Genomic DNA, 14,620 nt, shown 5'->3' with positions numbered 1-14,620 from the left:
CATGAGTTCAGAATTCAGATCAGCGCCCCGGACCGAGGCCAGTACGCCGCGTTATCGCCAAGTGTCCATCGGCCATCCAGCGGTCGAGGTCAGCGAAGAGCAGGGCATCCTGTCCATGCGCTCCCTCGAACCCCTGGCCGAGTTGCCCAGGCGTTTGCTCGATCGCCTGGTGCATTGGGCCGAGGTACGTCCGCAACAGACCTTTATCGCGGCGCGTCAGGATGGCGGTGGCTGGCGGCGGGTGAGTTACGCCGAGATGCTCGACAGCGTCCGCGCCATTGCCCAGGGCCTGCTGGGTTATGGTCTTTCGGCCGAGCGGCCGCTGGCGATCCTTTCGGGTAACGACATCGAGCATCTGCAGATTGCGCTGGGGGCCATGTACGCCGGTATTCCCTATTGCCCGATCTCTCCGGCCTATTCGTTGTTGTCGCAGGATTTCGCCAAGCTGCGGCATGTCTGCGATCTGTTGCAGCCGGGGTTGGTGTTCGTCAGTGATGTCGCCGCCTTCCAGCGCGCGATAGACGCCGTGTTACCGGTCGAGACGCCACTGATCAGCGTCCGTGGCGAGATGCCGGGGCGCCGACAGAGCCGCTTTGCCAGCTTGCTGCAACAACCCGGCGCGGCCGAAGCCGAAGCGGCGTTCGCCGCCACCGGGCCCGACAGCATCGCCAAGTTTCTGTTTACCTCGGGTTCCACCAAGCTGCCCAAGGCGGTGGTCACGACCCAGCGCATGCTCTGCGCCAACCAGCAGATGCTGTTGCAGACCTTCCCGGTGTTTGGCGAAGAACCGCCGGTGCTGGTGGACTGGCTGCCGTGGAATCACACCTTCGGCGGCAGCCACAATGTCGGTATCGTGCTGTACAACGGCGGGACCTTTTACCTGGACGACGGCAAGCCCACCGTCCAGGGCTTTGCCGAAACACTGCGCAACCTCAAGGACGTGTCGCCCACCGCCTACCTGACCGTGCCCAAGGGCTGGGAGGAACTGGTCAGCGCCCTGGAGCAGGACGCTGAGTTGCGCGAATGTTTCTTCTCGCGCATGAAACTGTTCTTTTTCGCCGCCGCCGGATTGTCCCAGCGGATCTGGGACCGCCTGGACCGGGTTGCCGAAGCGCATTGTGGTGAACGTATTCGCATGATGGCCGGGCTTGGCATGACCGAGGCGGCGCCGTCCTGCACCTTCACCACCGGGCCGTTGTCCATGGCCGGGTACATCGGCTTGCCGGCGCCTGGTTGTGAGGTGCGCCTGGTGCCGGTGGATGGCAAGTTGGAGGGGCGTTTTCGCGGGCCGCACATCATGCCGGGTTACTGGCGCGCGCCGCAGCAGACCGCCGAAGTCTTCGATGAGCAGGGCTTCTACTGTTCCGGCGATGCCCTCAAGCTCGCGGATCCGCGAGACCCGGAACTGGGCCTGATGTTCGACGGGCGGATTGCCGAGGACTTCAAGTTGTCTTCCGGGGTCTTTGTCAGTGTCGGCCCCTTGCGCAATCGCGCGGTGCTCGAAGGTTCGCCCTATGTCCAGGACCTGGTGGTGGCCGCGCCGGATCGCGAGTGCCTGGGGGCGCTGGTCTTTCCGCGCTTGTATGAGTGTCGACGTCTGGCCGCCTTGAGTCCGCAGGCCAGCGATGTCGAGGTCCTGGCCAGCGTGCCTGTGCGCCTGTGGTTCAGCGACTGGCTGCAACGGCTCAACCGCGATGCCACCGGTAATGCCAGCCGCCTGGAATGGATCGCGCTGCTCGATGAACCGGCCTCCATCGATCGCGGTGAAATCACCGACAAGGGCTCGATCAATCAGCGTGCGGTGTTGCAGTGGCGCGCCGCCAAGGTCGAAGCGCTGTATCGCGGCGAAGAGCCTTCCATCCTGCGTGCCGGATCTCAACCGTGAACAGCGTGGGGCAGTATTCGAGTTTTCGCGATGTGGCGATTTTCGAAGCCCTGCGCACGCCCTGGGTCGATCTCGGCGGGGCCTTGGCCCAGGTCTCGCCGATCGACCTGGGGATCAAGGTCGGGCGCGAGGTGCTGGCCCGCGCCGCTATCGATCCGACAGCGGTGGACAGCGTACTCGCCGGTTCCATGGCCCAGGCCAGTTTCGATGCCTACCTGCTGCCCCGCCATATCGGCCTTTACAGTGGCGTGCCGCAAGGGATCCCGGCGCTGGCGGTGCAGCGCATCTGCGCCACCGGCTTCGAGCTCTTGCACCAGGCCGCCAGGCAGTTGGACGACGGTGTGCAGTTGGCCCTGTGCGTGGCGGCTGAATCCATGTCGCGCAATCCGATTGCCGCCTATGTCCACCGCGACGGTTTCCGCCTCGGTGCCGCCGTGGAGTTCAAGGACTTTCTCTGGGAAGCGCTCTACGACCCGGCGCCGGGTCTGGATATGATTGCCACCGCCGATAACCTGGCCCAGCGCTATGGCCTGAGTCGTGAGGTGGTGGATCGTTATGCGCTGGATAGTCATCAACTGGCGCTGCAGGCTCAGGCGGACGGCTGGTTTACACCTGAGCTGGTGGCGCTGGGCAATGAACGCTTTGAGCTGGCTGGCTATCAGGCACGGAGTATCCAGTTGCCGCGGGGCGTGGAGCGGGTGACGCGGGACAGTCACCCGCGGCCTACCGATCTGACGGCCTTGAGCCGCTTGCGCTCGGTGCATGATGGCGGTGTGCAAACGGCCGGCAACAGTTGCGCGCTGGTCGATGGCGCGGCGGCGGCGCTGGTGGGGCGAGCGTCTTGGGCTTTTCGTCCGGTGCTGGCCCATTTGCTGGCCAGTACCGTGGTAGGTGTGGCGCCGGAATTCATGGGCATAGGGCCAGCGCCGGCGATCCAGTTGCTGCTGCAGCGCAGCGGGCTGGCCCTGGCCGATATCGACTTGCTGGAAATCAACGAGGCGCAGGCGGCCCAGGTACTGGCCGTGGCCCAGGTGCTGGGGCTGGATGGCGACCGACTCAACCGACGGGGTGGCTCGATCGCCTTGGGCCACCCCTTGGCCGCCAGTGGTTTGCGCTTGGTGCTGAGCCTGGCCAGGCAGTTGCGCGAGGGCAATCTGCGTTATGGCATCGCGGCGGCGTGTGTCGGCGGCGGGCAGGGCATGGCTTTGCTGATCGAAAATCCCGAGTATCAAGGCTGAAGCAAGGCATCGCTGCCTTTGCCGGTATGCAGCCCGATCCGTAAACAGCGCCCTGCAGTCAGCCCAGACCTTGCGTTACTATGGCAACCCACCTTTCTGGAAGTTGCCTGGATGAGTAAGCCCGGTCAAACGGTGCTGGTCGCGCTGCGCAAGATGATCGCCTCCGGCGAATTGGCGGCTGGCGAACGGCTGATGGAAAATCCCACGGCGGAGCTTTTCGGCGTCTCGCGGATGCCGGTGCGCATGGCGTTCCGCACGCTGGAGCAGGAAGGCCTGTTGGTGCGTTTTGGCGGGCGCGGGTTTCAGGTGCGCTCCGTCAATCCCGATGATATTGCCGGTGCGGTCGAAGTGCGGGGCGTGCTCGAAGGCCTGGCGGCACGCCAGACCGCCGAGCGGGGGCTTTCGGACGAGGCCCGGGCGAGCCTTGAACAGTGCCTGTCGCAAGGTGATCAACTGTTCGACAAAGGGTTCGTGACCATCGAGGACCTTGAGCTCTATCACGATCTCAACATGCGTTTTCACCAGGTGATCGTCGAAGGCAGCCACAACCCGGCCATCGCCGACGCCCTGGCGCGCAACGACCATTTGCCTTTCGCCTCGGTGACCGCCCTGGCGGTTGACCGTGACGATATGGTTCGCGAGTACCGGCGTTTCAACTATGCGCACATGCAGCACCATTCGGTGTTCGATGCGCTGGTCAACCGCCAGGGCGCGCGTGCCGAAGCCATCATGCGCGAGCACGCCAACGCCACGTTGCGCTATGCCGAGATCTTCGGCTCGGCGGCGGCCGAAGAGCGGATGAAGGTTATTCTCCGCTCCTGATTCCAGCCTTGCCGGCTGCACTGATGGACACCTGAGCACTGACCTCGGACGGAGTCGAGGTGGGCGAGGGGAGCCTGACATCCAATTGTCATTTTTTGATCGCGAAAACGCCATGTCCCTTGAGTAATGTCGCTCTCAATGAGATCGATCTCAAGCGAGCAAAAATGACTGATTTGAAAGAGGTTGCACAACTGGCCGGTGTTTCGCGGGCGACTGCGGCGCGAGCCTTTGCCTCCCCTGAAGTGGTGCGTCCCGCGACTCGAGAACAAGTATTCGCCGCAGCGCGTGAACTGGGTTTTCGGCCCAATCGTCTCGGCCGCCAACTCCGTCTGCAAACCACCAAACTGATTGGCGTTGTGGTTCCCAATCTGCTCAACCCGGTGTTCGCCGAGCAATTCCAGGCGATGGAGCGCGCTGCGCGCTTACGCGGTTACAACCTGTTGCTGGCAACCACCGACTACAGCAGCGAACGTGAAAGCGCGGTGGTCGAGGAATTGTTGCGTCAGCGCGTCGATGGTCTGGTCCTGACGGTCACGGATGCCGATCGGAGCCGGGTACTGCAAAGCCTTGCCAGGGAAGACACGCCCTTTGTACTGGCCTACCACCAACCCGGCAATCCTGACCACAGCAGCGTGTCCGTGGATAACCGCGCGGGCATGGCGCTGGCGACCCGTTATCTGCTGGAAGCGGGGCATTGGCGGATCGGCATGGTCGCGGGGCCCGCCTTGCAGTCCGACCGCGCTCGCCTGCGTTACGCCGGTTATTGCGATGCGATGCGTGAGGCCGGTCTCGACCGTTTGCCAGTGATCGAAATGCCCGCCCATACCCAGGCTGACTTTGCCGCTATCGAGCCGTTTCTACATGGCCCGCAAGCGCTCAGTGCGCTGGTCTGTTCCAACGATTTGCTGGCAATCAGCCTGATTGCGCAACTGCGACGTAACGGCTGGAACGTACCTCGGCAGCTCTCGGTCATCGGCTTTGACGGCATCGCCCTGGGCGCCCAGATACACCCGACATTGTGCAGTGTCGTTCAACCCATCGCGACGCTGGCTTATACCGTGATCGATCAGTTGCTGGCGCAGATCGCCGGCGCCGCACCGGCTTCCCATTGCCTGCCTTGTCATATCCGGCCAGGCGAAAGTACTCAGCCCTACGAGGAGACATTTGATGATCCGCATCAGTAAAACCCTGGCCGCTTTGCTGCTGTGCGGCGTGGTCAACCTGGCGCAAGCCGCGCAAACGGCCATCTGCTACAACTGCCCGCCGGAGTGGGCGGACTGGGGCACCCAACTGAAGGCGATTGCCGATACGACTGGCGTGCAGGTTCCGCAAGACAACAAAAACTCCGGTCAGTCACTGGCGCAATTGGTCGCCGAACAGGCCGCCCCGGTGGCTGACGTGGTGTATTACGGCGTCACCTTCGGCTTGCAGGCGCAAAAGGCCGGGGTGGTTGGTACCTATAAACCCAAGGGTTGGGAGCAGATTCCCAGTGGACTGAAAGACCCGGAAGGTCACTGGTTTGCGATTCATTCCGGCACGTTGGGCATCATGGTCAACGTCGATGCGCTGGGTGGCCTGCCCGTGCCACAAAGCTGGAACGACCTGCTCAAACCGGAATACAAAGGCATGGTGGGCTACCTCGATCCATCCAGTGCGTTCGTCGGTTACGTGACGGCGGTGGCCATCAACCAAGCCATGGGCGGCAACCTGGATAACTTCGCTCCAGCCATCGATTACTTCCAGAAACTGGCGAAAAACGCACCCATCGTGCCCAAGCAGACGGCCTACGCCCGGGTGTTGTCCGGTGAGTTGCCGATTCTGGTCGATTACGACTTCAACGCTTATCGAGCGCGCTACAAGGACAATGCCAACGTTGCGTTTGTGATTCCCAAGGAAGGCAGCATCAGCGTGCCTTACGTCATGAGCATGGTCGGCAATGCCCCGCATCGGGCCAATGCCGAGAAGGTCTTGGATTTCGTCCTGTCCGATCAAGGCCAGGCGTTGTGGGCCAAGGCCTACCTGCGGCCCGTGCGAGCGATAAAGATGCCTGCGGACGTCGCCGCACAGTTCCTGCCGGACAGCGATTATGCCCGGGCTGGCGTGGTCGATTACGAACATATGGCGGCGGTGCAGGAAGTCTTTTCCGCACGTTATCTGAGTGAGGTCAAGTAAGTGATGGCTTCGCAAGTCAAAGCCCGGGAAGGTCGCTCGGTCTGGACCTTGGTGCCACGCTTGCGGCCGACCGCTGCCTGGGCGCTGGCGCCGGCGGCCGCCGTGCTGTTCGCGTTCTGGTTACTGCCACTGGCGCATCTGATTATGCTGGGTGGGCAAAGTCGCGATGGCAGTGACAGCGGCTATTGGCAGGTGCTGAGCAGTGCACAATACCTGGGCAGTCTGGCGCAGACCTGCATGCTGGCCCTGGTGGTGACCCTCGCGGCGCTGCTGGTGGGCGGCGTCAGCGGGGTGTTTCTCTCGCGCCAGCGCTTCTTCGGCCGTTCGGCCCTGGTCGCCTTGTTGACCTTTCCACTGGCGTTTCCCGGCGTGGTGGTCGGCTTTCTGGTCATCCTGCTGGCCGGCCGCCAAGGGCTGTTCGCCAGCCTTGGTCTTGAGCTGGCGGGTGAGCGCTGGATTTTTGCCTACTCGCTGACAGGGCTGTTCGTCGGCTACCTGTACTTCTCGATTCCGCGGGTGATCCTTACGGTGATGGCGGCGTGTGAGAGCCTGGATCGCAGCCTGGAAGAAGCCGCCCATTCACTGGGCGCGGGTCATTGGCGAGTGGTCTGTGATGTCATCGTGCCCGGCCTGGCGCCGGCGCTGGTCTCATGCGGGGCGATCTGCTTTGCCACGTCCATGGGCGCCTTCGGCACGGCGTTTACGCTGGGCACGCGGCTGAATGTAACGCCGGTAGCGATTTACAACGTGTTCACCAACTACGCCAATTTTGCGCTGGCCGCCGCGCTGTCGGTGGTGTTGGGCGTGCTGACCTGGATCGTTTTGTTGCTGGCCCGTACGTTGGTCAAACCTTCGAGGACGGTCTTGTGAAGCGCTCAACGCTGTTTGTCGGGCAACTGCTGTTTACCTTGCTGGTTTGCGCTTTCATGCTGGTCCCGGTGCTGATGTCACTGCTGGCCGGGGTGACGCGTAATTATTTCCAGGGGATATCCAGCGGCCTCACGTTCGCCTGGCTGGTGCAAGTCTGGCAGGCTTATTCGCCGACCGTCTGGCTGTCCCTGGAACTGGCCGTGGCTTGTGCGCTGTGTGTCTGTGTGGTTGGCGTGCCGGCGGCTTATGCGCTGGTACGGATGGACAATCGCTTCAGTCGCGCGTTCGAGGAACTGATGGTGCTGCCGGTCGCCATGCCCGGCCTGGCCAGCGCGCTGGCGTTGTTGCTGACCTATGGCCAGTTTGGCGAGTTTCGCAGCAGTTGGTTGTTCATTCTGGTCGGCCATGTGCTGTTCACCCTGCCGTTTCTGGTGCGCCCGGTGATGGCGGTGATGCAACGCCAGCATCTACCGGTCCTGGAAGAGGCGGCGGCGAGCCTGGGCGCGGGGCCGATCCGGCGTTTCTTCAGTGTGGTGCTGCCCAACTGCCGGGCGGGGATTCTCGCCGGGGTGTTGATGGTGGTCACCCTGTCGTTGGGTGAGTTCAACCTGACCTGGATGCTCCACACGCCGATGACCAAGACATTGCCGGTGGGCTTGGCCGACAGTTATGCCTCGGCCCGGCTGGAAGTCGCCAGCGCCTACACCCTTATATTTCTGATGATGATCGTGCCGCTGCTTATCGCGCTGCAGGCCATCAGCAGCCGTCTTTCCCGTGGAGAAAAACGATGACCGGAACCACCATTCGCCTTGAGGGTTGTCGCAAGGCGTTCGCTGATGGCACCGTTGCCGTGCATGACCTGGACCTGAGCATCGAGGCGGGGGAAACCCTGGCGGTTCTTGGCCCGTCCGGCTGCGGTAAAACCACTACCCTGCGCCTGATCGCCGGTCTGGAACGCCCAGATGCAGGGCGGATTCTTTTGGGCGACGATGATGTCACGCACCTGCCCATCGAGCGCCGCAACGTGGGCATGGTGTTCCAGAACTACGCCTTGTTTCCGAATTTGGATGTGGCCGGCAACATCAGCTACGGCCTGAAAATTCGCGGCATGTCGCCCGCCGAACGCAACAAGCGTTGCGCGGAACTGCTGGAGCTGGTCGGCCTGGATGAGCATGGCAAACGCAGTATTCACGAGCTGTCCGGCGGTCAGCGCCAGCGGGTCGCACTGGCCCGTGCCCTGGCACCGCGGCCTCGGGTGTTGCTGCTCGACGAACCCTTGGCGGCGCTGGATGCGCAGTTGCGTGAGCGCTTGCGCAGCGAGTTGGATCAGCTGTTGCGCAGCCTGGGAATCACCGCCGTGTTCGTTACCCACGACCAGGGCGAAGCCATGGCGTTGGGGAATCGCATTTTGGTGATGGAGCAGGGCCGCGTCGCGCAGTTGGCCAGTCCGCGGGAAATCTACCAGCAGCCAGCCAATGCTTTCGTCGCCAGCTTCGTGGGCAACCTCAATGCTTTTTCGGTGATCGAGCGCACGACCGATGGCTTGAAAGTCAGTGGCGGTGAATTGCCATGGAGCGGCACCCGTCTGCCCGCCACCGTGTATTGCCGCCCCGAACATCTGCGGGTGATGGACTGCCAGGGGCATCTACGTGGACGTCTTGTCGGCCAGTTTTTCCAGGGGGCGCAAAGCCGTCTGCTGGTGGATGTCGGCGCCCCCCAGCCGTTGTTGGTGGACTGCACCGATGGCGTGATTTACGGGGCCGGCGCCATGCTTGCCTTGGCCATCGAACCACAAGTGTTGTTCACCCTGCATCAGTGATCAGAGATCAGTCTTTTGAACCGTCCATTTCTCGTTGCGCAGATCAGCGATCTGCATCTTAAAGCCGGTCAGAAACTGACCTATGGCGTCGTCGATACCCTCGGTGCATTGCGTCGTGCTGTCGATCATCTGAACGCCAGCCGGCCGCGCCCGGATATTGTGGTAATCAGTGGCGACCTGGTGGACTTCGGTCGCCCCGACGAATATGCCGTGCTGCACCCTGAGCTCGCGCGCCTGCACATGCCTTTCTACCTGGTGCCCGGTAACCACGACAATCGGGAGCATTTGTTGGCGGCATTCGCCGATCACACCTACTGGCCGAGAGTGGCCGGTGAACCACTGGATTGGGTGGTCGAGGAGCATCCGCTACGCCTTATCGGTCTGGACACGAGCATACCCGGCGCCCATGGCGGCCAGTTGCAGGACCGTCAGTTGCATTGGCTCGACGAACAACTGGCCCGTCGCCCCGAGGCGCCGACGCTGTTGATCCTGCATCATCCGCCGTTTATCAGTGGCATTGGCCATATGGACCGCGAGCCGTTCATCAACGCGATGGCCCTGGAGGGGCTCATTGCCCGTCACCCGCAGGTCGAGCGGTTGTTGTGCGGACACCTGCATCGGCCGATGCAGCGGCGTTTCGGCGGCAGCCTGATTTGTGTGTGCCCCGGTACCTCACATCAAATCGTGCTGGATCTGCAGCCCACCGCCCCGGCGCATTTCAACCTGGAACCGCCGGGGTATCTGTTGCATCACTGGCATGAGCAGGCGTTGGTGACCCATAACGGCGTGTTTGGTGAGTATCCCGGGCCGTATCCGTTTTATGACGCAAATGGATTGATTGACTGATAACTAGAGATCGAGCACCAGCAGTGGCGTTTTCGAACGCGAGCAGCAAGGGGTGAACTGGTCGTTGGCGGCTTGTTCATCTTCGGTGAGGAACAGATCGCGATGTTCCGGCACGCCCTCCAGAACCCGAGTCAGGCAGGTGCCACAAATACCTTGTTCGCATGAAATGGCGATCTCGATACCGTTGTCTTGCAGCACCTGCACCACGCTCTTGTCGGCAGGCACCTCGAAGGTTTGGCCGCTGCTGGCGATCCTGATCGAGAAGCTGCCGTCGGCGCCAGTGTCGATGGACGCGGCGGCGAAGTACTCGCGATGCAGGCAGGGCTCCTGCCAGCCCGAGGCCTTGGCCGTATCCAACACGTGCTGCATAAAGCCACCGGGGCCACACACATACACATGAACGTCGTCTTCGGGCGCGGCCAGGACCTTGGCGGCGTCCAGCGCCGTCTCGGGTTCCTGATCGAAATGCAGGAACACCCGGTGGGCAAACGGCGAGTGTTGCAACCGTTCGATAAAGGCCGCGCGGTCCCGCGCACGGGCGCAGTAGTGCAGTTCGAAATCCGCGCCGCTGTGTGCCAGGCGTTCGGCCATGCAGAGGAGCGGGGTAATGCCGATTCCACCGGCGAACAGCAGGCTGCGCCTGGCCTCATGGACCAGTGGAAACAGATTGCGCGGCGCGCTGATCGACAGGCGCGTACCAGGCCGGATCTGCTCGTGCATGGCCCGTGAGCCGCCCCGGGAACCCGGGTCCTTGAGTACGCCGATCAGGTAACGATGGCGCTCTTCGGGGTGGTTGCACAGGGAGTATTGTCGGATCAGGCCGCCAGGCAGATGCACATCGATATGGGCGCCGGCGCTGAAGGCCGGCAGTGGTTGGTCGTCGACACTGGCCAACTCGTAGCTGCAGATGTCCTGGGCTTCGTCGTGGCGCGAAACCACTCGCACTTCGATCATGTCAGTGACTCCCGTGGGGCTCGTTCCCGGGCGATCAGACGCTCCAGGACTCGGCGCGACTGCACGCCGCCGGCGTCGATATTGAGCTTGAGCAGGTTACGCAGGGGATGGTCGAGCAGGTTCTGTTGCTGGCGTTCGAGCATCTCCAGATCTTCGCTGAAAATCTTGCCCTGACCCTCGCGGATGCTCGCGGTCAGGGCTTCGTCCCGGGGGTTGAAGTTGCGTGCCATACCCCAGAAGTACCAGATCGAGGTCTCGGTTTGCGGGGTGATGAAGTCGACGACGATGCTCGACGCCTTGAACTGCGGATCGGCGTGATAACCGCCTTTGCCGGCGTGGGCGACGCCGACTTCGATCAGCACATGACTGGGGGGGCTGAAGCGGCAGATCTGCCAGCGGTCAACCGGCACATCATCGGCCAGGTTGTTGCCGCGCAGGGCCATGCGCCAGAAGGGCGGTGCCAGGATGTTTTCCATGTGGCGGGCGGTGATCACCTCGTCGCCCTCGACCGTGGTGATCGGCGCGACCTCATCGATTTCCTTCTGGCCGATGCTGGATGCATGCACGTAGGTTTCGTGGGTCAGGTCCATCAGGTTGTCGATCATCAGGCGGTAGTCGCACTGGATATGAAACAGGCCTCCGCCATAGGCCCACTGGTCGCTGATCGCCCATTCCAGATGAGGGATCAGCGCGGCGTCGGCCTGCTCCTGATCGCCGGGCCAGACCCAGACAAATCCGTAGCGCTCGACCACGGCGAAGGTCTTGTTGCAGGGGAATCCCCGGACCCGCTGCCCCGGCATTTCCACGGTCTTGCCATCGCAACCCATCACCAGGCCGTGATAACCGCACACCAGTTGGCCGTTCTCGACGTATCCCAGTGACAGCGGAGCGCCGCGATGGGGGCAGAAGTCCTCGACGGCCGACACCTGGCCTTCATGGCCACGGTAAAAAACCATCTTCTCACCACAGATCTGACGGCCCAGGGGCTTGTCGAGTTCATCAGGCGTACAGGCGACGTACCAGGTGTTCTTGAGATACATGGCGATTCTCCCAGCTTTTTTTGTATTTAGTGGATCCATTAGGATTGTTTTGTGCGATTAAAGTCAAACAAAAAATGCTTTTTACTTTTCAATGGATCCACTGGATCGTTTGACGCACGCCTGAACCGCACAGCGCCAAGGCATTAATTAACCTTATTAATTATTTTATTGACTAAATAAATAGTCTTGGTTAATTATTCTCCTGCATCTGCTCTCACGCAGAGTCATTTCCAGGGGCAACCCCATGAGTCAGAACCACCTGCCTTTGCTGGCCAGTCTTTATGTCGAGGCCAATGAGTCTTCAGCCGACGGACCTGTCGCGTCGTCACTCATGCAAGGTTTTCCGGCCGAACCGGAACATCGCGTCACCTGGTCCAACTGGATGAGCCCGCCGTTCAACCAGTGGGGGTTTCGCAACCTGGCACGCCTGCGTCCGTCCATCGATGTGCAGGCCAACCCAGGTACGACCGGTGTCTTGAAGGAGGCGCCACTGGCGCTGGATGAGCTGAGTTTCGTCAGTGAATGCGGCCTGGGCATCAGCGTCATCGATCACCTGGTGGCCAGTCACACCGACGCATTCCTGGTGATGCAAGGCGACACGGTGCTCTTCGAGCGGTACTTCAACGGCCAGCAGCGCCGGGATCGGCATGTCATGTTCTCGGTTACCAAGTCGCTGATCGGCACCCTTGGGGAGCAACTGGTCTGCGAGGGCACCCTCGACCCGGCATTGCCCGCGGTGCATTACGTGCCGGAGCTGCTGGGCGGCGCGTTTGCCGATGCCAGCGTGCGGCAGCTGTTCGACATGGCCGTGGGCATCGAATACAGCGAGGTCTATGACGACCCCAATTCCGAGAGTTCACAGTATGGCTACGCCTGCGGTTTCCAGCCGACCCCGCCGCAGTACGCTCAGTTCGAGTCGCTTTACCAGTACCTGCCGTCCCTGCGAAAGCGCGGTGAACATGGTGGTTTTTTCCACTATGTGACCGCCACCACCGAAGCCCTGGCCTGGGTGATGGAGCGCGCCTCGGGCAAGTCCTGCGACCAGTTGCTGCAAGGCATCTGGAGCCAGTTGGGGTGTGAGCGCGACGGCTACTTCATGGCCGATCCCTGGGGCCGTGGTGTGGCGGGGGCCGGTTTCAGCGCCACCCTGCGGGACATGGCACGGTTCGGCCGCCTTTTGGCCAATGAGGGGCAGCAGGACGGCCGGCAGTTGCTCTCGAGCGAGGCCATCGCGTGCATCGTCGGCGGTTCCGATCCGGCGATCTACGCCGCGAACCCCGAGTTCTCCAGATGGACACCCGGCGCGTCCTATCGCAGCCAGTGGTACGTCTTCAACGACCACAGTCAGGCGCTCATGGCCGGTGGTATTCATGGCCAATACCTGTTCATCGACAAGCCATCCGGCGTGGTGATCGTCAAGCAGTCATCACTGCCCGATGCCGTCGGCCCATTCGATGCCGACAGCGTGCGCATGCTGCGCGCCATCGCCGGCCATCTGAGTCGTTGAGCACCGCTTTAAAACAACAACGTTGCGAATCGCTTCACCCGACCCGAAGGGGTCTTGGCGGCGTACTGCGCCGCCGCTCAACTGCCCTGTAACAACAATAAATCACACAGGAGCTTCACTATGTTTCCCACGATGCGTTTTTCACGCGCGCTATTGGCGGTCGGGCTACCCCTGGCTACCCAGGCGGCGATGGCGGGCTACACCTTCGAGGATGGCGACCTCAAGGGGGAGGTCAATCTCACCGCCGGCGCAGCGACGCTTTTCACTCGCAATGTCAATTTCGGTAGCGGCCGGATTGATATGCGTAACGGCCGGAACGGCGGTAGCAGCATTGACTGGCAGGAGTTCTACGTGAAACCCGGGGTCAAGCTGGAGTATGCGGTGCAGCCGGATTTCAGCCTGCTGGCCGGCGGCTCTCTGGTAGCGGCGAAGACCTTGGGTGATGGTGACGCTGGTGGTTTCACCCGCAGTTCCGACGGTAAGGTGGCGACAGAAGAACTCTACGGCGGTTTTCGCCGTGGCGAGTGGACGTTCACTGCCGGTCGCCAGAATTACCTGATCGGCACCGGCTTCATCGTCATGGACGGTAACCTCGACCAGAAAAAGGACGGCGCCTACTGGCTGGGTCCCAGGACGGCCTTCAGGGATTCGGCGATCCTGGCCTGGGACCATGCCTCCCTGAAAGCCCAGGCTTTCACCTTGCGCACCGATGACGATCTGGGGGACTTCCGCATGACCGGCGTCAACCTGGATTACAACCTCGACGATCAGGTGACGTTGGGGGCCATGGCGATGAGGGTCAATGCGCTGGGGCCCAGGGGCAGTACCCTGCCGCGACGCCGTGACGGGATGCTGGTGTATAACCTCAGGGCGCTCAATGCGAAAGTCCCGGGTGTGGCGAACCTGACCCTGAATGGCGAATACGCCCTGGAGCGGGGCAGTGGCGAAGGCGTGGATTACGATGCCAATGCCTGGTATGGCCAGGCGGATTATGCCTTCAACACCTTGCCACTGACCCCGGTGATCGGCTATCGCTATGCGAGCTTTTCCGGCGACAACAACCTTTCCGATAACCGTCAGAAAGCCTGGGACCCTTTGAGCAAGGGCTTTGTCGATTGGAGCACCTGGCTGATTGGCGACGTGGTCGGCAACTACCTGCTGTTCAACAGTAACGAAAACGTTCAACAGTTCTCGCTCAAGACCCACCTCAACGAAGCCCTGACCCTCGGCGCGATCCACTACCAGTTCTGGCTGGATGAAAAAAACTACATGGGCGCGGCGGTCAGTGATCGATGCTTTGCCGACGAGAGCGTCGTCTTCCTCGATTGGGCTGCGTCGAAATCGCTGTCCACCTCGCTGTCCTATAACTGGGTCAAGCCGCTGGCGGCAGCCAGGCAGGTGTTCGGCGACGATCAGAAGTTCAGCGCGCTGGAACTGTATTTCACCTACCGCTACTAAGTGCCGCGA

13 protein-coding genes are annotated in these 14,620 nt (G+C 61.9%); 11 read left to right on the top strand and 2 right to left on the bottom strand.

Annotation, left to right across the window (positions count from 1 at the left end; genetic code table 11):
* Nucleotide 1: 1 nt before the first annotated feature.
* From M5C56_RS18240 to M5C56_RS18200, 9 genes are all read left to right on the top strand, one after another.
* Entirely contained in the window at nt 2-1,885 is a 1,884-nt protein-coding gene (locus tag M5C56_RS18240) for a feruloyl-CoA synthase (RefSeq protein ID WP_103496953.1), read from the top strand.
* Nucleotides 1,882-3,123 carry a thiolase family protein gene (locus M5C56_RS18235; RefSeq protein WP_103496952.1) on the top strand — a complete coding sequence of 414 codons (1,242 nt, stop codon included), beginning with the start codon at nt 1,882-1,884 and terminating at the stop codon, nt 3,121-3,123. Before M5C56_RS18240 ends, M5C56_RS18235 begins: the two co-directional genes overlap by 4 nt.
* Before the next feature lie 111 nt (nt 3,124-3,234).
* A complete protein-coding gene (locus M5C56_RS18230) occupies nt 3,235-3,945 on the top strand; it encodes a GntR family transcriptional regulator (protein WP_103496951.1) in 711 nt (236 codons plus the stop codon).
* A gap of 164 nt (nt 3,946-4,109) precedes the next feature.
* Entirely contained in the window at nt 4,110-5,129 is a 1,020-nt protein-coding gene (locus tag M5C56_RS18225) for a LacI family DNA-binding transcriptional regulator (protein ID WP_103496950.1), read from the top strand.
* Nucleotides 5,113-6,117 carry an ABC transporter substrate-binding protein gene (locus M5C56_RS18220; protein WP_103496949.1) on the top strand — a complete coding sequence of 335 codons (1,005 nt, stop codon included), beginning with the start codon at nt 5,113-5,115 and terminating at the stop codon, nt 6,115-6,117. The genes M5C56_RS18225 and M5C56_RS18220 overlap by 17 nt, the downstream gene beginning before the upstream one ends.
* Before the next feature lie 3 nt (nt 6,118-6,120).
* The gene (locus tag M5C56_RS18215; protein ID WP_103496981.1) at nt 6,121-6,987 is read left to right on the top strand and encodes an ABC transporter permease; all 867 of its coding nucleotides are present in this window, start codon (nt 6,121-6,123) and stop codon (nt 6,985-6,987) included.
* The gene (locus tag M5C56_RS18210) at nt 6,984-7,778 is read left to right on the top strand and encodes an ABC transporter permease subunit (RefSeq protein ID WP_103496948.1); all 795 of its coding nucleotides are present in this window, start codon (nt 6,984-6,986) and stop codon (nt 7,776-7,778) included. The genes M5C56_RS18215 and M5C56_RS18210 overlap by 4 nt, the downstream gene beginning before the upstream one ends.
* Nucleotides 7,775-8,806 carry an ABC transporter ATP-binding protein gene (locus M5C56_RS18205; protein WP_103496947.1) on the top strand — a complete coding sequence of 344 codons (1,032 nt, stop codon included), beginning with the start codon at nt 7,775-7,777 and terminating at the stop codon, nt 8,804-8,806. The genes M5C56_RS18210 and M5C56_RS18205 overlap by 4 nt, the downstream gene beginning before the upstream one ends.
* A gap of 15 nt (nt 8,807-8,821) precedes the next feature.
* Nucleotides 8,822-9,652: a phosphodiesterase gene (locus tag M5C56_RS18200; RefSeq protein WP_103496946.1), complete on the top strand. Its 831-nt coding sequence runs from the start codon at nt 8,822-8,824 to the stop codon at nt 9,650-9,652.
* Nucleotides 9,653-9,655: 3 nt separating this feature from the next.
* Here M5C56_RS18200 and M5C56_RS18195 read toward each other — a convergent pair whose 3' ends face one another.
* Both M5C56_RS18195 and M5C56_RS18190 read right to left on the bottom strand, forming a co-directional pair.
* Nucleotides 9,656-10,606, bottom strand: a complete 951-nt coding sequence (locus M5C56_RS18195) for a PDR/VanB family oxidoreductase (RefSeq protein WP_103496945.1) — start codon at nt 10,604-10,606, stop codon at nt 9,656-9,658.
* Complete coding sequence (locus M5C56_RS18190) at nt 10,603-11,646, bottom strand: aromatic ring-hydroxylating dioxygenase subunit alpha (protein ID WP_103496944.1); 1,044 nt, start codon at nt 11,644-11,646, stop codon at nt 10,603-10,605. The genes M5C56_RS18195 and M5C56_RS18190 overlap by 4 nt, the downstream gene beginning before the upstream one ends.
* 244 nt (nt 11,647-11,890) lie before the next feature.
* Between M5C56_RS18190 and M5C56_RS18185 the strand changes: the two genes are divergently transcribed.
* Nucleotides 11,891-13,153, top strand: coding sequence for a serine hydrolase (locus M5C56_RS18185; RefSeq protein WP_103496943.1), 1,263 nt, complete (start codon nt 11,891-11,893; stop codon nt 13,151-13,153).
* A gap of 120 nt (nt 13,154-13,273) precedes the next feature.
* The gene (locus M5C56_RS18180; RefSeq protein ID WP_103496942.1) at nt 13,274-14,611 is read left to right on the top strand and encodes an alginate export family protein; all 1,338 of its coding nucleotides are present in this window, start codon (nt 13,274-13,276) and stop codon (nt 14,609-14,611) included.
* Nucleotides 14,612-14,620 lie beyond the last annotated feature (9 nt).

The sequence above is a fragment of the Pseudomonas sp. MWU13-2862 genome, from assembly GCF_023242495.1.
Lineage (GTDB): Bacteria > Pseudomonadota > Gammaproteobacteria > Pseudomonadales > Pseudomonadaceae > Aquipseudomonas > Aquipseudomonas gingeri_D.
Note: the sequence above shows the minus strand (reverse complement) of the source record. Positions and strands in the feature narration are given on the sequence as shown.